This window comes from Fimbriimonadaceae bacterium (assembly GCA_023957775.1).
GTDB lineage: Bacteria > Armatimonadota > Fimbriimonadia > Fimbriimonadales > Fimbriimonadaceae > JAMLGR01.
On the sequence record JAMLGR010000008.1, the window covers coordinates 163,886 to 181,861 of the forward strand.

The window sequence follows — 17,976 nt, forward strand, 5'->3', positions numbered from 1 at the left end:
TCGACCCAAACCACACACCTCAAACCATGGACCTTTCCACCCTCCACCAACCCGTCTCCGACCTTTTCGCCGATGCGCATGCGGAGGACCCCCAAGGGTTCCGGCTGTCCGAAGAGCAGGTGGCGTTCTTCCATGAGAACGGCTACCTGACCGGGGTGCGCGTGCTGACCGATGCGCAGGTCGAAGCGCTTCGCGAGCAGTTGGCCCCGCTGATGGTCTCCGGGCACGAAGGCGAAGAGCTGTGGCACGAGTACCACTCCAACGAGTCCACCAACCCCGACACGGTGCTGTTCCACGCGCTGGGGGCGTGGCGGATCCAGCCCGGCTTCCACGACGCGCTCTGGAACCCGCGCTTCGCCGTGCCCGCGGCCCAACTGCTGGGCGGCCGCGTGCGGTTCTGGCACGACCAGCTCTTCTGCAAGCCCGTACGGCACGGCGGGGTGGTTGCGTGGCACCAGGATTACTCCTACTGGACGCGCACGAAGCCGATGGCGCACCTCACGTGCTGGATCGGACTGGACGACGCCACGCGCGACAACGGGTGCCTGGCGTACATCCCGAGGAGCCACGAGTGGGAGCTGCTTCCCGTCACGGGTCTCGCGGGGGACATGGACGCGATCCAGACAGTGCTGAGCGAGGAGCAGAAGGCCGCGTTCCACCCCGTGTACGCCGAGCTGAGGGCCGGGGAAGCCGCGTTCCACCACCCGCTGCTCGTGCACGGCTCGTACGAGAACCGCACCGATCGCCCGCGCCGGGCAATGGTGATCAACGCGATGCGAGACGGCGTGTGCTCCTACACCGACGAACCCCTGCTGCAGGGGGTGCCTCGCATTCGGAAGGGGGAGAAGGTGGACGGCCAGTTCTTCCCACTGCTTGGATCCTAGGAAGACAAACGACGCCGGCCCCTCACCCTCTGCCCCCTCTCCCCGAGACCCCCGGGAGCCCCCACCCAGTTCGCTACGCTCACTGCCTCCCCCTCGGAAGGGGGAGGGGCGAGGGGGTTCTGGCGACAAACGACAAACGGCCAACGACAAGCGACGCTAGGCTAGAATCACCCTGCGATGCCGAACTCCCCGCAAGGGCGCCCCGCCTCTCCGAAGGACGACCCGTCGTCGGCCATTCGCGTCGACGACGTCCGCATCCGCGAGGTCAAGGAGTTGACGCCGCCCGCGCATCTCCTGCGCGAGTTTCCGACCACGCCGAGTTCGGAGTCGCTCACGTTTGGGACGCGCGAGGCTGTTCATCGCGTGTTGCACGGCGCGGACGACCGCATGCTCGTGATCGTCGGGCCGTGCTCCATCCACGATGTCCGCGCGGCGCGGGAGTACGGGGAGCGGTTGGCGCGGATTCGCGGAGAATTCGAATCGGAGCTGATCGTCGTGATGCGCGTCTACTTCGAGAAGCCGCGCACGACGGTGGGCTGGAAGGGTCTCATCAACGACCCCAACCTCGATGGGAGCTTCCAGATCAACAAGGGCTTGAGGGTTGCCCGCAAGCTCTTGTGGGAGCTGAACGAGTTGGGGATCCCATGCGGCACCGAGTACCTCGATATGATCTCGCCGCAGTACTACGCGGATCTGATCAGTTGGGGTGCGATCGGCGCCCGGACGACGGAGAGTCAGGTGCATCGGGAGCTTTCTTCGGGCCTTTCGTGCCCCGTGGGTTTTAAGAACGGGACGGATGGGAACGTCCGCATCGCCGTGGACGCGATCAAGGCCGCGCAGTCGCCGCACCACTTCCTATCGGTGACCAAGGGCGGCCACTCGGCCATCGTTTCGACCAAGGGCAACGAGGATTGCCACATCATCCTGCGCGGAGGTCGCCAACCCAACTACGGCGCCGAGAGCGTCGACTCCGCGTGCAAGGCGTTGGCGGCCGGGGCGTTGGCGCAGCGCCTGATGATCGATCTCTCGCATGGCAACAGCGGCAAGGAGTACCGCAACCAAACGGCGGTCGGCGCAGAAGTCGCGCGCCAGGTGGCCGAGGGCGACGAGCGCATCTTCGGCGTGATGCTTGAATCGCATTTGAAAGCTGGTCGTCAGGACCTCGAGCCGGGGCAGGAGCTGGAGTACGGCAAGAGCATCACGGACGCGTGCCTCGGCTGGGAGGAGACGGTCCCCCTGCTCGAAGGCATGGCGGCCGCTGTGCGGAGGCGCCGATTGGTGGTGGAAGGCCGTTCGTAGCGGAGGGGAGAAGAGTGGACGAGCGCAAACCTTGGGACGTCCCGGTCACGGAAGAGGGGCGGGACGAGCTGATCCGCATGGTGGCTGACTACCAGCAACCCGGAGATGAGCTTGAGCTGGGGCAGACCCTTTCGCGTCTCGCCCACGTGGTCAAGCACGTGGGATCGCCGGACGGTCAAGGGGCGATGGTTCGGTCGGCCCAGATCGGTTCCGAAGCGGTACGGGTGCTTCGAGAGATCGATGCGCCGAAGGCCCTGTGCCGCGCGCTGCGTATCGCCGCGGTGCCCTTTGTGACCGGTATCGACTGTGAGGCTCTGTTAGCCGAATCGCTGACCCTCGCGCGCCAGATCGGCGACCTCGAGGAGGAGGGCTGGACCCTGTTTCGCATGACAAGGGCGAACGGAGTTGACGGCGTCGCGGTCGAGGATGCCCTTCGGTGCTTCGAAGCGTGCGGTTCGCTCAGCGGGAAGGCCTGCTGCCTCGTGTCGATGGCGATCGAAACTCAGCCACACCCCTTGGAGCTCCTCGAGGAGGCGGCGCGCCTCTATGAGCAGGACGGGAACGAGGTTGAGGCGGGGCGCGCCAGGAAGATCGCCGAAATGCTCACACCGTGAAGGGGCCTCGAGCCTCCGCTTAGGAGCCGATTCCCCAAGTTATCAAGAGCCTTCCGCTGCCGCTGATCCGTCAGAATGAGAGCGGACTTGGCGGTCGCAGGGGCTCCTGATCCCCTCACCCCAACCCCTCTCCCCCGGAGGGGCGAGGGGCCCGGACGGCCGCCCCAACGACCAACCACAAACCACAAACCACTGAAAGCGCGGATGAATCCGCGCACTCCCAAACGACCAACGACAAACGACAAACGATTAACGACAAGTGTCCTTCGTCCACCTCCACAACCACACCGAATACAGCCTCCTCGACGGCGCCAACCGCATTCCGTCGATGGTCAAACGCGCCAAGGAGTTGGGGATGCAGGCGCTCTCCATCAGCGACCACGGCGTGATGTTCGGGGTGATGGAGTTCTATCTCGAGTGCAAGAAGCAGGGGATCAAACCCATCCTCGGGGTCGAGGCGTATGTGGCGCCCAATGGTCTGGGAAAGCGCAACGGCCGGGAAGAGAACGAGACGTACCACCTCCTCCTGCTTGCCAAGAACCTCGAGGGGTACCGCAACCTTTGCAAGCTCTCCTCGATCGCCGCGCTCGAGGGCTACTACTACAAGCCCCGCATCGACCACGAGCTTCTTCGCAAGCACAGCGAGGGTCTGATCGGCACGAGCACGTGCTTGGGAAGCGAAATCTGCCAGGAGCTGCTGAAGGGCTCCTACGACAAGGCCCAGTATCTGGCCGGGATGTACGCCGAGATCTTCGGCGAGGGCAATTACTTCATCGAGCTGCAGGACCACCGGCTCAAGGAGCAGGCGATGATTCGCGAGCCCCTCCTTCGCATCGCGCGCGAGCTGAACCTGCCGACGATCGCCACCAACGACGCGCACTACCTGTGCAAGACCGATTCGAAGCCGCACGACGTGCTGCTCTGCATCCAAACCGGCTCGCTCGTCGAAGACAACAAGCGCATGCGCTTCGAGACGGACGAGTTCTATCTCAAGTCCGAAGAGGAGATGGCTGCGCTGTTCCCGGACGTGCCCGAGGCGCTTGAGAACACGGCGCTCATCGCCGAGATGTGCGAGGTCGAGCTGGGCAGCCAGCGGGCGAACATGCCCGATCCCGAACTCCCCGAAGGCGAAACGCCCCGCTCGTACTTGCGCAAGGTCGCGACCGAGCAACTTGCCAAGCGCGTGAAGGGTGCCGACGAGCGTGCCCTGGAGAGGCTCGAGTACGAGCTGGGCGTCATCGAGAAGACGGGCTTCGAGTCCTACTTTTTGCTTGTGCGCGAGTTCGCCGATTTCACCCGCGAGAGCGGCATCCACTTCGGCGTGCGGGGTTCGGCCGCGGGCTCGCTGGTCTCGTACTGCCTGGGGATTACCGATATCGACCCGCTGGAGTACGACCTCACGTTCGAGCGCTTCCTCAACCCGGAGCGCGTGTCGATGCCCGACATCGACATGGACTTCGAGGACGCGCGCCGCGACGAGGTGATCAAGTGGGTCACCGAGCGCTACGGGAACGACCGCGTGGCGCAGATCGTGACCTTCGGGACGCTGGGCGCGAAGGCGGCGATCAAGGATTGCGGCCGCGTGCAGGGTTACACGCCCCAGGAGACCGACCGGATCTGCAAGACCGTGCCGAACCTGCCTGGGATGAGCCTGGCGAGGGCGCTCAAGGAGTCCGCGGATTTCCGCCAGCTCGTGAACACGGAGCCGAAGGTCGCCTCGCTCGTCGAGATCGCGAAGTCGGTCGAGGGGATGGCGCGGCACTGCGGCGTGCACGCGGCGGGCATCGTGATCAGCAAGGAGCCGCTGATGGAGCACGTCCCGCTCTACCGCGGCAACGACGGCCAGGCCATCACCGCCTACGAGATGGGCATCCTCGAGAAGATCGGGCTGCTCAAGATGGATTTCTTGGGTCTGTCGAACCTCACCGTGCTCGCCAAGGCGGTGGACAACATCCAGAAGGCACGGGGCATCGAACTGGACGTGGGCGCCCTGCCGCTGGACGACGAGCCCACCTACGAACTGCTGGCGCGCGGAGACACGGTCGGCGTGTTCCAGCTCGAGTCGGGCGGCATGACCCGCTACGTTCAGCAACTGAAGCCGCAGAGCGTCCGGGAGCTGGCGGCCATGGTCGCGCTCTACCGGCCCGGTCCGATGGAACACATTCCGCGGTTCATCGACTACAAGTTCGGGCGGGCGACCCCCGAATACCTCGACGAGCGGATGCGCCCGATCCTCGAGGAGACGTACGGCGTCATCGTCTACCAGGACCAGGTGCTCAAGCTCGTACAAGCGCTAGCCGGGTTCTCCCTCGGCAAAGCGGACATCCTGCGCCGGGCGATGGGGAAGAAGGACAAGAAGGCGATGGACTCGATGCACGTCGAGTTCATGTCGGGCGCGGACGCGAACGGAGTGGCCGCGGAAGCCGCACAACAGGTTTGGGAGATGCTGCTCCCGTTTGCCGGCTACGCGTTCAACAAGGCGCATGCCGTGTGCTATGCGATGATCGCGTACCAGACCGCGTACCTCAAGGCCAACTACCCCGTGGAGTACATGGCGGCGCTCCTCGCCGTTTACCGTTCGAAGGAGGACCGTGTCACGAACTTCATCGAGGAGTGTCGGCGGCAGAAGATCTCGGTGCTGCCTCCGGACATCAGCCTGTCGGAAGTGGACTTCTGCATCGAGCACCCGGAGTCCCTACGGGGCGAGCCGCCCAAGCGCGGGGCCAAGGCCCCCCAGCCCGGCATCCGTTTCGGGCTCGCGGCGATCAAAGGGGTGGGCGAGGGCTTGGTGCAGGCCGCGATCGCAGATCGCGAGGAGAACGGGCCGTTCCGCCACCTGTTCGACGTCGCAGACCGCCTCAAGCAGGCGGGGCTGAATCGCGCCGCACTGGATGCTTTGGTGCGGGCGGGGGCGCTGGACTCGATCGATCGCAACCGCCGCAAGCTGGCCGAACACGTGGATGCGGCGATGGTGTACGCCGAGCGCCGAGGGCGGGATCGCGAGGGCGGTCAGAAGAGCATTTTCGAGGAGGACGGAGACACCGCCGCGCCTTCGTTCCCGGATCTTCCCGAGACCGAGACGTTCTCGCGCTCCGAGCTTTTGGCCATGGAGAAGGAGTTGATGGGCATCTACGTGTCCGATCACCCCCTTCGAGGCATGGAGCGGCGCATCCAACAGAGTTCGACGCACACGTGCGGTTCGGTCGAAGAGTTGGAGGAGGGGACGAGTGTTCGGCTGGCGGGGGTCATCGCCGCTTTGCGGACGATCACGACCAAGCAGTCCGGCAAGAAGATGGCGACGATGACCCTCGAGGATTTCTCCGGCCAAGCGCAGGTCATCGTCTTTCCCGCCGTGTACGAGCGCTTCCGCGAGGCGATCGTGAAGGACTCGGTCGTGCGGATGCGCGGGGCTGTGATGCACCGCGAGCGCGCGGGCAGCAGCGGTGAGAAGAGCATCGAGATCCGGATGGAGGACGTCGAGCCGATCGAGCCCGTGCTGGACCTGCAGATGGGGGGTGCGATGGACGCGAAGCGCCTGGTGATCCGCATCGAGAAGGCGACGCCGAGGCAGCTTCAGGGCCTCAAAGGGTTGTTGTGCAAGCATCCGGGCATGTACGAGGTCGAGGTGCAGATTCTCCCGCGCTCCACGTTCCACCCCTTGCTGCTCGATTACACCGTCGCCCCGACGAGCGACTTGCTCGCCTCGATCAAGAACGTGGTGACCGAGTGCGAGTTGGAGCTCGTTGCGCCAGATGGTTCGGCGGCGGAGTATGAATAGGCGTCCCGCATCTGCCGACACTCCAATAGGTTCACCATGCACTTGCTCCTGATCTATCTCGCCCTCGGTCTGCACGGAGGCGCCCCTACCGCCAAAGGTCCGGCCACCGGCGCCGCGGTCTCGGCCGCCCCGTCGACGCCCGCCGCCCCCGGGACAAACGCCGCTCCGGCAGCCTTCGACGTGGCCATCGCCGACGTGGCGCTGCTTCAGGTGAAGTCCGTCCAGGAAGAGCTGAAGATCGACGAGGCGACGCGCGCCCGGATGAACAAACACGCGGATGCCCACAAGAAGGCGCTCGACGCGTATCGGGCGAAGGTGGAGAAGGAGAAGATCGATCCGGCCAAGGCGATGCAGTCGCCCGAAATGGCGAAGATCTTCAAGGACCTGAAGGACGGCGTGTTCTCCGAGCTAAGCGCCGCCCAGATTCACCGATTGCGCGAGCTGACCCTGCAGCGCGCCGGGATCGTGGCGATCGGCCAGGCCGACGTTGCGAAACAAGTCGGGCTGAACGACAAACAGCTCGAGAAGTTTCGTTCGACGTTCCAATCGGAGTTTCAGAAGGTCCAGAAACTGCGCGAGGAGACGATGCGCGGCGCCCTGAAGGAGTACGAGGGCAAGCAGCCCAAGTCCCAAGCGGAGGCGGATGCGTGGCGCCAGGACGCGCAGAAGAAGCTCGCCGCGGCGGAGAAGGCGATGGCCCCGAAGGTCGAGGCCCTCGCCAAGGAGACCGAGTCGCGGCTCAACGCGCTCCTCACCGCGGAGCAGAAGAAGGCGTGGAACGATCTCAAGGGAGCTCCCTTCACTTTCAAGTAGGCTGAGCGGAGCTTCATGAGCGATTCCAACTCCCCATTGGCCGAGCGCTTCGCGCGGTTGCGTGCGAAGGGTGAGAAGGCGTTGGTCTTGTTCGTCACCGCCGGCGATCCGCCCCTGGAGGAGCTGCCCGCGATCCTCGAGACGTTGGCCGAGGCGGGAGCGGACGTGATCGAGGTCGGCATGCCCTTCAGCGACCCGATTGCGGATGGGCCGACCATCCAGGCGAGCAGCCAGCGGGCGTTGGACCGCGGCGCCACGCCGTCGAAGGTCCTGGAGGCGCTTGGCGCGGTCCAGATGGACGTGCCGCGGGTGTTGATGGGCTACTACAACCCGGTCCTTCGGCGCGGTTTGGACGCCTTTGCCTCAGCGGCCGCGGCCGCCGGTGTTTCGGGCACGATCATCAGCGATCTGACGCCGGAGGAGGCCCAGCCCTGGCGGGACGCGAGTCTCGCCCACGGCCTCGACACGATCTTCCTCGTCGCCCCGACGAGCACGGAGGCGCGCTTGGAGAGGGCGTGTTCGATGGCGACGGGTTTCGTCTACGCGGTCTCGCGCACCGGCGTCACCGGGGCGGGGAACCAGGTGCCGGCCGACGTGGGGAGTTTGGTGCGGAGGGTGCGCGCCCACACGGAGACGCCGGTGTGCGTCGGGTTCGGGATCAGCACTCCCGAGCACGTGCGGGCCGTATGTGCGGACGCGGACGGGGCCGTGGTGGGCAGTTGGCTGGTCGACCTCCTCGCGCAGCACTGGCAGGGCGGCGCGGGCCGGGAGAAGGTGCGCTCCGCCGTCGCCGCCCTGAAGGCCGCCACCCGAGGTGTTGCACTCCCAGATTAGAACCCAAACTCCTTGGCTCGGACCTCGCGGACGTCCTTTCGCTCGCGGATCAGCCTTTCCAGTGTCTCGGAGATGGGGTCGAGCTTCGGCTCGTCGTGGCTGATGGCGATGCCCTTGCGGATCGTCCCGTCGCCCTCGAAGTACAGCTCGACGAACTCGCCGTCCTTCACCGAGCCGTAGAACGTGGATTCGCCCACCAGCTCCGAATCGCCCCGCAGAATCATGTGCAGGTCGAGGAAGTCGGAGAAGAAGTAGGGGACCTGGTCGTAGGGAGTGTCGGCGCCCGCCATGTTGGCTCCGGCCGCTCGGCCCTGCCATCGCGCGTGGAGGTGGTGTTCGGCATGCCACTGCTTGCCGAGCACCACGTCGTCGAAGTGGGCCACGTCGCCGGCGGCCCAGACGTGTGGATCGCTGGTTTGGAGCTTGGAGTCCACGACGATGCCGCCGTCGGTCGCCACCTTCAGCCCCGCGGCGCTCGCCAACTCCGTGTTGAGTTCGGCACCGGTGCAGATCACGACGCACTGTGCGGACGTCGTGCCCGCGTCCGTGACCACCGCCTCGGCGCGGGACGTCCCGGCCACGCCGATCACGTGGTGTCCGAGCACAAAACGCGCGCCCTCGCGCTCGAAGCGCGTCTTGATGAACGATCCGGTGGTTTCGCTGGCGAAGAGGTGCCAGGGGTGTCCGCCTGCAGACACGATGGTGGTCTTGAGCCCGCGCCCAATGCAGGCGGCTGCCACCTCGATGCCGAGGTAGCCCGCGCCGACGACCACGACGTCCGGATGCCTGGGAAACACCTCGCGCAGGTTGCGCGCGTCGTCCAGGGTGCGGAGGTAGAAGACGCCGGGGAGTTCCGCGCCGGGCAGATCCGACCCGTGGGGTTTTGCGCCGGTGGCGAGGAGCGCCTTCTCGTAGGTCACGGTGTCGCCGTTCTCCAGCGTCGCAGTTCGCGCGGCGGGGTCGAGCCGCGTCGCGCGGACCCCCACCAGGAGGTCGATGTGGTTGTCGGGATAGAAGTTGTCGAACTTGCTGTAGGCGTCGTCGTCGGCGAACGTGTCCTTGGCCAAAGCCGACTTGGAGACGGGCGGCCGGTCGTACGGGGGGTGGTTCTCCCCGCACACGAGGAGGATCGAGCCTTCCTTGTCGTGGTCGCGGATCGTCTGCGCCGCGGAAACGCTGGCGACCCCGCCGCCGATGAGGAGGTACTTCGTGGTGTGGGAGCTCATTGGGACATTCTACGGCGGTCGGGGCCCTCGTGTTTTGTCCTGGGCGACCTTTGTCGCACGAAGTCCAAATCCGCCGGTTAGGAAGCCGGCGTTGGATTGCAAACCTACCGCTGGAACACCGAGACCACCAAGAGGATGAGCCCCGCGAGGACCACCAGCGCCACCAGCGCGACCCGCATGTGTCGGCGCGGATACCATCGCCCCTCGCGCATCTGCCGCGAGAGCATTTGAAGCGCCTCGTTCTCCGCGGCGTCAAGCCGCTCGCGCTCCTCGGGGGTCAATTGGCGCAATGCATCGTGGTCCACGGCTACGGAGGGCACGAGGCAGGTGAGCCTCGGGTTGCAAAAAAAAGGGCGAGAGCTTCCACCCTCGCCCCTTCGATTTCCGAGAAGCCCGACTTAGCGGGCGTAGAACTCGATGACCTGTTGCTCTTGGAAGAAGTTGGGGAAGTCTTCGCGCTCCGGCAGGGCGATGATCTTGCCGCTGAAGTTCACCACGTCGGCGTCCATGTACGCCGGGACCGGGGCGCCTTCGTAGTGGTTCATGCGGGCCATGCCGCGGCTGGCCTCGCGGTCGCGGACGCTGATCACGTCGCCGACCTTGAGCTGGTAGCTGGGCACGTTCACGAGCTTGCCGTTCACGAGGATGTGCTGGTGGGTGACCATCTGCCGCGCCTGGAAGATCGAGCGCGCGTAGCCGAGGCGCCACACCGCGGTCTGCAGCCGCAGCTCAAGAAGCCGCAGGAAGTTCAAGCTGTTGTTGCCGTGCATGCGCGCGGCCTTCTTGAACGTGTTGTGGAACTGCTTCTCCATCATGTGGTAGTAGCGGCGGATCACCTGCTTCGCCTGAAGCTGCTCCCCGTACTCCGACTGACGGCGCTGGTCGCGCATGTTCGGGCCGTGCTGGCCCGGCGGATACGGCCGTTTGGAGCTGGGGCACTTGGGTTTGCCCCAGATGTTGAAGCCGACGATGCGGCAGATATCTGTCTTTCTTCCCGTGTAGTTCGCCATAGATCGATCGTTTTGGAACCGAAAACCCGTCGCCGGCCGCGGAAAATGGCACGGACCTCCGGTCGCAAGAGTGGATTATACCGCGAGGGGCGTGTGTCGTCTATCGTTTGTCGTTTGTCGGGGAGAGGTCCGAACGATAAACGACAAACGACAAACGATCAACGATAATAGCTTTCATGCTCATCGCCGCCCTTGCCCTGGCAGACGCGCATCGGGGGGTTTCCCTCGTCGCGGTTCACGATCTCGCCGGCTTTCACGTCGTTTCAGAACGTGCGGGCGAGCGGGTCTTGGAATCCAAAGGGGTCGGGCCGGGATTCGATTGGAACGAACTCGTCGTCTCGTGGAACGCCGAGGATCGGGCGCGGACGGGGCTGGTCGTCGAGGTTCGGGCTCGCGGCGAGGGCTTCGAGTCGAAGTTCTACACGATGGCGCGATGGTCGGCGGATCGTGCGGAGCCGCGCGAGAGCGTCAAGGGTCAGAAGGACGCCGACGGGGACGTGGACACCGACACGCTGAAGCTGCGCCAGCCCGGGCGGGACGTGGACGTGCGCATCACCCTTCGCGCCGAGCCGCCGCGCGCCCAGCCGAAGATCGATCTCCTGACGCTCTGCTTCGCCGATCGACGGGCGTCGCCTCCGCCCTTGGAGCCCTTCAAAGAAGCCTGGGGGAAGGTCATCGAAGCGCCGCGACGGTCTCAGATGAGCTACCCGGGAGGAAACGTGCTGTGCAGCCCGACGGCGGTTTCCATGATCCTCGCGCACTGGGCGGAAGTGCTGGACAGGCCGATGCTCGACCGGGATGTGCCGGAGGTGCAGGCGGGGGTGTTCGATCCCAAATGGCCGGGGACGGGCAACTGGCCCTTCAACACGGCGTTCGCCGGTTCGCAGCCGGGCATGCGGGCGTACGTGGCGCGCCTCACGGACATCGCCGAACTGGAGGCGTGGACCGCGGCGGGGTTCCCCGTGGCGACCTCGGTGAGCTACGACTTGCTGCGGGGCAAGGGGAAGAAGGGATCCAACGACGGGCACCTCGTGGTGCTCGTCGGGTTCACCGAACAGGGCGATCCGGTGTTCAACGACCCCGGGAAGGGAACCGAGGTGCGCCAGACCTACCAGCGCGCGCATTTCGACGCCGCGTGGGCCTCGTCGGGTCGCACGGTGTACCTCATCTACCCCCGTTACATGGTGCCTCCCGACGACCCCTTCGGCCACTGGGTCCCTTAAGTCTTCGCGCGGCCCCCCCTCAGCGTCTCGGCGCCTCCGCGTGAGCCTTGGCGCTATCTGCGTGCCCCCTTGAAATGCGCCCTGCCCGAAACCAATAGTCCCGATATCCTAGCGTGCGCGCGTTCGAAGCGGGGATACTGCCTGCGGGGATGAAGAACAGGGTTTTATGGATCGTCGGTGTCCTGATGCTCGTCGTCTGCGGATTCGGCGGGGTCGCGTTCCAGAAGATGATGGCGGCTCGGGCCGAATCGAAGGACACTCTGGACAAGACCGCCAAGGTGACGCGCGGGGACTTGGAGGTGCGGGTCGTCGAGACCGGCACCATCGACGCGGTGAAGGCCGTCGAGGTCAAGAGCCGCGTGTCCGGCCGTCTCTCGCAGTTGTTGGTCGATGAGGGCGACCGCGTCGAGAAGGGTCAGTTGATCGCGGTGATCGACCCCAAGGAGACGAAGCTGCAAGTCGAGCGCGACTCCGCGTCGCTGTCAGGGGCCCAAAGCGCCGTCGAGCGGGCGGCGATCGACATCGCGCAGCGCCGCGTGACGGCGGCCGAGGATTTGAAGCAGGCCAAGGCCCGCGTCGCGCAGTTGGAGGCCGAGCTGGGCATTCAGCCGACGTTGACCAGCCAGGCGATCCAATCCGCGCAGACTGCGGTCAACACGGCGATCCAAGCGCGCGAACAGTTGCTGAAGACCACGCAGCCGCTGGACCGCACCAACGCCGAGACCGAGCTGAGCGAAGCGACTTCGGCCCTTCAGAACGCCCAAACCGAATTGGCGCGCCAGCAGGAGCTTCTGAAGCAGGGGTTCGTGGCGCAGCGGGCGGTGGAGGTGGCGAGGTTGGCACTCGATCAGGCGCAGTCGCGCGTGGCGCGGGCGAAGGACCGTCTCGGGCGTCTGGAAACGCAGCAGAAGATCGAGCTGCAGCAGGCCGACGAGCGCGTGAGGCAGACGCAAACCGATCTCGAGCGCGCCAAGGCGAACCGGATCCAGGACATGGTCAAGCGGAAGGAGTACGAGACCGCCGTGGCCTCGATGAAGAAGGCCGAGGCGGCCCTGATGGACGTCGACGCGCTCAAGAAATCGCGCCAGCAGCAGATGGCCACGGTACGGCAGCTCCAGAGCGTGGTCGGCGAGAGCCAGCGGCAGCTCGGTGAGACCGAGATCCGCGCCCCGATCAGCGGAGTCGTGACCAAGAAGATGGTGCAGGAGGGCGAGCTGGTCGCCAGCATCAGCGGGTTCAGCGCCGGCAGTCCGATCGTGCGCATCGAGGATCGCGGCCAGATGATGGTCAAGCTCGACGTGAACGAAATCGACACCGCCCGTCTCGCGTTGGGTATGCCCGCCAAGGTCGACATCGACGCCCTACCCAAGCTGCCGCTGGAAGGGACGGTGCACAAGATCGCTCCGGCCTCGAAGAATGCGGGGACCGCGGCCCAGGGCGGCGCCGAGACCGTGGTGAAGTACGAGGTGGAGATCTGGCTCTCCAGCACTTCGCCCGAAATCCGTTCGGGCATGTCGGCCAAGTGCACGATCATTCCCGAAGCGCGGAAGGGAGTGCTGCAACTGCCGGTGGAGTTTGTCGGTACGGACAGCAAGGGGCGCTTCGTCGAGTTCCCGCTCTCGAAGGCGGAGGAGCAGAAGAAGGATGCCAAGCCGCGTCGCGAGTACGTGCAGGTTGGGTTGAGCACGGGGTCGCGCATCGAGATCCTGTCCGGTCTCAAGGAAGGGGACGTGGTGGCCCGGCCCAAATACACGGGACCCGAGCGCAAGGGCATGATGCAGATGGGAGCCGACGACGGCGACAGCGGCGGTTCGGACGAGCAGAAGAAGGAAGAGGGCTCCGGCTCGTGAACCTCGGACAGTCGTTCCTGATCGCGCTCGGAATGCTTCGGCTGCACAAGCTGCGGGCGTTCCTGACGATGCTCGGCGTGATCATCGGCGTGATGAGCGTGACGATCATCGTCATGGTCTCGAACGGCTTCCAGCACTACCTTGACACCGAGTTCAAGAAGCTCGGGGCCGACACGATCATTTTGTTTTACGATCCGGGTCGGATGCGGCGCGGGCAAAGCGTGGGATTCCTCGAGGGATTGAAGAGCGAGGACATGAAGTTCATCCAAGATCGCGTCGCCGCGATCGACGTGATGTCGGGAATCCAGCAGGTGGGCGGCAAGAAGCTGCGCTACGAAGACCGCGAAATCTCGGACGTCACGATCTACGCGACGGACGAGAACTTCGCGGAGCTCAACCGGATGAACGTGGTCGAGGGGCGCCACTTGACGAAGGCCGACGTGGAGGACCGCGCGAACGTCGCGGTGATCGGCGAGGAGATTCGAGACCGGCTCTTTCCCGACAAGCAGTGGCGGGGCAAGATGATCCTCTCCGACGGGATCGCGCTCGAGGTCATCGGCGTGCTCGAGCGGATGGACATCATGGGCCAGACGACCGCCAAGCAGATGCTCGTACCGATCACGATGGCTCAGGACAAGTGGATCGGAGGGGACAACATCTCGTTCATCACCATGCGCCCCAAGGCGGGCATCAAGGTGGACGATGCGATGCAGGACGTCTGGGAAGCCTTGATGGTCCGTTCGGGCAACAAGCCCGTGTACCGGCTGGACTCTCGGGAGTCGATTCTGAAGGTGTTTGGCGGGGTGATCGGCGCGGCGGGAACGTTGCTGGCCGCGATCGCGGCGCTCTCGCTGCTGGTGGGCGGCATCGGCATCATGAACATCATGTTGGTGTCGGTCACCGAGCGCACGCGCGAGATCGGGTTGCGCAAGGCCGTGGGCGCGAAGCGCAACGCCGTGCTGATGCAGTTTCTGGTCGAGGCCGGCACGCTGAGTCTCGTGGGGGGATTGATCGGTATGGGCATCGCGTGGGGCTTGGGTCTGGTCGTGACGATTCTGACGGCCCAGCTCGAGTTTCCCAACCCGGGCGGGTTGGCCACGCCGTTCCCCATCACGGCGGGCATTCTCAGCGCCGCGTTCTCCGCGGTGATCGGGATGGTGTTCGGGCTCTACCCCGCGGTCAGCGCCGCCAAACTGGACCCGATCGTGGCTCTTCGCCACGAGTAGAGATCTGGTAGCGGAGGGCGGACTTGAACCGCCGACACCACGGGTATGAACCGTGTGCTACTTTCTTCCTCTCGATCAGAGCGACCTACATTCAAACAGACGAAACGGTGCCACCCGTTTGTTGTTGGAAAGTGCCGAACCGTTTGTTGAGTTTGTCGATAGGGACCAGTATTCTCGACCTTGGAGCGTGGCGAGTTGGCGATTGAGCGACACACATACGCGTGGGACGAAAATGACCTTGACAGGCTCAATACGGACCTTCGCCAGTGGCAAGATGCTGGCTCAGCTCTGTACGAGTCCGCACTGGCAACACGGACCATCGAAGTAAGGGACGATGGTAGTTGTGTGGGATATCTTGGGACCGAATGGGTGAGGTCACTTACGACAGAGTCGAACATCAGGCGCACCCAAAGGGTCGCAGGAATGCTCTTTGCGATGGCCGTTGAGTGCTGGCTGAAGTGTTTGATTCTGGCTGCAACGCCTGTCGATGAGAGAGTTGCCAGATCCAAACAGAAGGGCTTTCGCACTCACAACTTGGCTTCACTTGCCCGCGAGTCTGGGGTGGATGGTCACTTGTCGGACCACGCGAGGGACTACCTCGATCTGCTGACGAGCCTCATCGTCGGTATGGGGCGGTTCCCAGGACCTGACAAACCTCACCACCTTATCCCCTGGTGGGACCAGAGCGTTGATGAGGGGAGTTGGAAGGAGATCCAAGAGGGCATTGCCCGCCGCCGAGACTCTCTCATCGAGTTTCTCTAGAACTGACTCCGATGCTTATCGGTTCTCAGCGAAAGTTCTGCCCCAGGAGCCCTTCAATCCCCTTGGAGGGCACCGAGCCGTTTCAGCGAGCCATAGCCGTGCCTGAGCGTAGCGAAGGTGAATATTGCCCGAAGGGCTCATTCAGGCGGCCATGGCTGTGTTGAAACTGGCTTGGGAGGGATCTGGGGGATTGAAGGCTGGGGCAGGGCTGAAGCGGATGGAAATGGCTGTTGGCTTCTCCAGTCTGAGAGAGGAGGAACTCAGCGTATGATGTGTTTGTGAGAACTCGAGAGCCACAGTGGTTCTGGCTTGGTCCTGTCCTGGGCCTGATCGCGTGCTGGGTTCGATGGCTACTTTGTGCGGATCCAGTCCACATGCACAGTCCCGGCGCCTACACTGCCTTCAAGTATGCAGATGAGCGTGTCATGCCTGTGTACTGGACGCTTGAAGCCATCGGGCTCATAATCCTAATCATCTTTGGACGCCATCAAGACGCTGTGCCAGCGTGGATTCTCTATGGCTTCCTTTTGATGATTGGTTTAGCCTTCATTCAACCAATCTTCTACGTCTAGGGATGAGTTGGGGATGACCTGGAGCGGATTACCAAAAGCCAACTCACTTCTCTATACAGATACACATTTCTGGAAAACAGGAAGGGAAAGAGGGGTGATTTGGGTTCAGCAAGCATCTCTTTGAGGCGCCAGAGGAGATTATCTGATCGAATGGTGAAGCATGGCCCTCCGTGCAGAATGAAAGAGCACTCAGCTTAGGGTGTTTCGCAGCGGTCATGCTATGCTCTCACTATGAGGAGCCTCTTGAGGACCACCGGGGCCTTGATCGCGATTGGGACGGTGTGTCTGGGCTCAGCACAGGCATTTCCTGACACTCCTGAAAACCACGGTTCATACCAGGCAATCCGTCAAATGCTGAACTCGGGCATGCTTAGGGGTTGGCAGCCAATGCGTATGCGCCCAGGTACTCGGGTGCAGTTCGCTGTTGCTGTACATGCTTCATATCGGAATGTGATGCTCAACCCGGACCAAACGGTGGGGAAGGCTGAGGCCCTCCATGCTCTGGTGCTACTCGCCACAGCATTTGACAGAGACCTTCGGGCCATGGGAGTTGATGCCACCGCTTTGCGGTTGGACGTAAGCCGGCTGGCAACCGACCCTGTCCAAGGGAAACGAAGCCCCCATTCCTACACTCGAGTCCGAACATCGGAAATCAAGGCTCTAGATGGAATCTTGCTTCAACTGAAGCGGGTGAACCCTCCGGTTAGCATCGACTCCCCGGAGTATGGTCGTCTGGAGTTGGGAGGAGAGGTTTGGTTGGCGCAGGCGATCCCAGCAACTGTAGCGGCGATACAGTGTGTGGCGGAGTGGGTGGATCTTCTCGAAGTTGCCAACTCTCAATGGATTGTATTCGATCATTCGTGGGTTCTACCAAAAGAAGAAGTCCTGATCCGGATGCAGACAGCCCAAAATCTCCTAGCCCCAATCCAGTCGCTCCGCCTGCTCTTGCGCGACCTTGAAGTGGATGCCAAGAAGGTGGGTGTTCCGACACGGGTTCTTGCTGAGACATTGGATTCGCTTGTTGTGCGGTTATCCAAACGCTAGGGAGTGGCTGGTCCCATTTCTCCAGCCACCCCCCTATGCTGCCGGTCAGAGCAGATAATCCAGGATCTCAGCTGAGGCTTGATGGATCTGAGCCATCGAGTCATGTAGCGCCTGGGCATCGCCATTGTAGAGCCGGATGTAATCAGCACAGGCTGTATTGGTCTCAAGCCCTACAGCATTGCAGACCACGAATGAGACGGCCTCAGCCTCCAACTCTCTCGTTCTGATGTCTGGCTTCCTGTCACCACGGTGGAGCAGTTCGTGAGCAATCTCATGGACCAGCACCCCGAACTCCTCGGCTGAGGAGAGACTGTCGAGGATCTGGATGTGACTCCCCTTGGAGACGCCTTTGGCACCGTTGAGATTGGGAACCAACTCCACCTTGATCATGGAGTCAATGGCAAAGAGTTTGAGCTGATCGAGAGCCCACATGGGATCTCCTTCAACTGTTGCAAACTCTGGGAGGTCCTCACCTTCAGTCTGGGAGATGTCGAAGACAAAGCCTCCTATGAACCCGATGGAGCACTCTTCAGGTTCCTCGACCAGAGGCTCCTGATCCCGTCTTCGATACTTGACTGGAATGAGGATCGAGATTCCTTTCTCACCCTTCTTCACCCACCGACCAAGCTGCTTCCAGGTTCCAAAGCCGGCAACGTGGGTGGCATCTGGTCGTTGGGAGACGATGAGAAGGGTGTTGTGGAGTGAGTAGCGATGGAATCTGCCCATCGCCTTGAGGTAGCGGTTGAGGGTGGCCGAGTTGCCAGCCTCAAGATCGGCAGCGAGTTGAACCAAGGCCCGATCGGCCACGGTCTTGATTTGCTCTTTGAGCATTGGTTTCTCC

General features: G+C 63.5%; 15 protein-coding genes. 11 read left to right on the top strand and 4 right to left on the bottom strand.

The features are described from left to right. Positions 1-26: 26 nt before the first annotated feature. The 6 genes from M9921_08880 (at position 27) to trpA (ending at position 8,222) form a co-directional block, all read left to right on the top strand. Positions 27-884, top strand: coding sequence for a phytanoyl-CoA dioxygenase family protein (locus M9921_08880; protein ID MCO5296958.1), 858 nt, complete (start codon positions 27-29; stop codon positions 882-884). 177 nt (positions 885-1,061) lie between these two features. Then, complete coding sequence (locus tag M9921_08885; protein MCO5296959.1) at positions 1,062-2,183, top strand: 3-deoxy-7-phosphoheptulonate synthase; 1,122 nt, start codon at positions 1,062-1,064, stop codon at positions 2,181-2,183. A gap of 14 nt (positions 2,184-2,197) precedes the next feature. Then, positions 2,198-2,797, top strand: coding sequence for a hypothetical protein (locus M9921_08890; protein ID MCO5296960.1), 600 nt, complete (start codon positions 2,198-2,200; stop codon positions 2,795-2,797). A gap of 259 nt (positions 2,798-3,056) precedes the next feature. Beyond that, positions 3,057-6,575 (top strand): DNA polymerase III subunit alpha, encoded by a 3,519-nt coding sequence (locus tag M9921_08895; GenBank protein MCO5296961.1) that lies wholly within the window; start codon positions 3,057-3,059, stop codon positions 6,573-6,575. A 36-nt stretch (positions 6,576-6,611) separates the two neighbouring features. Beyond that, positions 6,612-7,388 (top strand): hypothetical protein, encoded by a 777-nt coding sequence (locus M9921_08900; protein ID MCO5296962.1) that lies wholly within the window; start codon positions 6,612-6,614, stop codon positions 7,386-7,388. 15 nt (positions 7,389-7,403) lie between these two features. Continuing rightward, positions 7,404-8,222 (top strand): tryptophan synthase subunit alpha, encoded by an 819-nt coding sequence (gene trpA, locus M9921_08905; protein MCO5296963.1) that lies wholly within the window; start codon positions 7,404-7,406, stop codon positions 8,220-8,222. Here the strand turns inward: trpA and M9921_08910 are convergent. The 3 genes from M9921_08910 to rpsD form a co-directional block, all read right to left on the bottom strand. Beyond that, positions 8,219-9,448 carry an NAD(P)/FAD-dependent oxidoreductase gene (locus tag M9921_08910; GenBank protein ID MCO5296964.1) on the bottom strand — a complete coding sequence of 410 codons (1,230 nt, stop codon included), beginning with the start codon at positions 9,446-9,448 and terminating at the stop codon, positions 8,219-8,221. The genes trpA and M9921_08910 overlap by 4 nt on opposite strands. A 104-nt stretch (positions 9,449-9,552) precedes the next feature. Beyond that, on the bottom strand, positions 9,553-9,753 hold the full coding sequence (locus tag M9921_08915; GenBank protein MCO5296965.1) for a hypothetical protein: 201 nt from the start codon (positions 9,751-9,753) through the stop codon (positions 9,553-9,555). Positions 9,754-9,846: 93 nt separating this feature from the next. Continuing rightward, positions 9,847-10,458, bottom strand: coding sequence for a 30S ribosomal protein S4 (gene rpsD, locus M9921_08920; protein ID MCO5296966.1), 612 nt, complete (start codon positions 10,456-10,458; stop codon positions 9,847-9,849). Between the two features lie 176 nt (positions 10,459-10,634). Between rpsD and M9921_08925 the strand changes: the two genes are divergently transcribed. From M9921_08925 to M9921_08945, 5 genes are all read left to right on the top strand, one after another. Continuing rightward, positions 10,635-11,681 carry a peptidase C39 family protein gene (locus M9921_08925; GenBank protein MCO5296967.1) on the top strand — a complete coding sequence of 349 codons (1,047 nt, stop codon included), beginning with the start codon at positions 10,635-10,637 and terminating at the stop codon, positions 11,679-11,681. Between the two features lie 113 nt (positions 11,682-11,794). Next, on the top strand, positions 11,795-13,531 hold the full coding sequence (locus M9921_08930; protein ID MCO5296968.1) for a biotin/lipoyl-binding protein: 1,737 nt from the start codon (positions 11,795-11,797) through the stop codon (positions 13,529-13,531). Continuing rightward, on the top strand, positions 13,528-14,757 hold the full coding sequence (locus tag M9921_08935; GenBank protein ID MCO5296969.1) for an ABC transporter permease: 1,230 nt from the start codon (positions 13,528-13,530) through the stop codon (positions 14,755-14,757). Before M9921_08930 ends, M9921_08935 begins: the two co-directional genes overlap by 4 nt. A 423-nt stretch (positions 14,758-15,180) precedes the next feature. Next, entirely contained in the window at positions 15,181-15,519 is a 339-nt protein-coding gene (locus M9921_08940; protein ID MCO5296970.1) for a hypothetical protein, read from the top strand. Between the two features lie 1,244 nt (positions 15,520-16,763). Continuing rightward, entirely contained in the window at positions 16,764-17,135 is a 372-nt protein-coding gene (locus M9921_08945) for a hypothetical protein (protein MCO5296971.1), read from the top strand. A gap of 45 nt (positions 17,136-17,180) precedes the next feature. On the opposite strand, the gene M9921_08950 is transcribed toward M9921_08945, so the two are convergent. Further along, the coding region (locus M9921_08950) for an ArdC-like ssDNA-binding domain-containing protein (protein ID MCO5296972.1) at positions 17,181-17,976 on the bottom strand (796 nt) is incomplete at its 5' end.

Excerpts from the sequence above, each read along its gene's own strand:
- M9921_08880 (MCO5296958.1), top strand. The coding sequence starts at position 27 with ATGGACCTTTCCACCCTCCACCAACCCGTCTCCGACCTTTTCGCCGAT.
- M9921_08885 (MCO5296959.1), top strand. The coding sequence starts at position 1,062 with ATGCCGAACTCCCCGCAAGGGCGCCCCGCCTCTCCGAAGGACGACCCG.
- M9921_08900 (MCO5296962.1), top strand. The coding sequence starts at position 6,612 with ATGCACTTGCTCCTGATCTATCTCGCCCTCGGTCTGCACGGAGGCGCC.
- trpA (MCO5296963.1), top strand. The coding sequence starts at position 7,404 with ATGAGCGATTCCAACTCCCCATTGGCCGAGCGCTTCGCGCGGTTGCGT.
- M9921_08910 (MCO5296964.1), bottom strand. The coding sequence starts at position 9,448 with ATGAGCTCCCACACCACGAAGTACCTCCTCATCGGCGGCGGGGTCGCC.
- rpsD (MCO5296966.1), bottom strand. The coding sequence starts at position 10,458 with ATGGCGAACTACACGGGAAGAAAGACAGATATCTGCCGCATCGTCGGC.
- M9921_08925 (MCO5296967.1), top strand. The coding sequence starts at position 10,635 with ATGCTCATCGCCGCCCTTGCCCTGGCAGACGCGCATCGGGGGGTTTCC.
- M9921_08940 (MCO5296970.1), top strand. The coding sequence starts at position 15,181 with ATGCTCTTTGCGATGGCCGTTGAGTGCTGGCTGAAGTGTTTGATTCTG.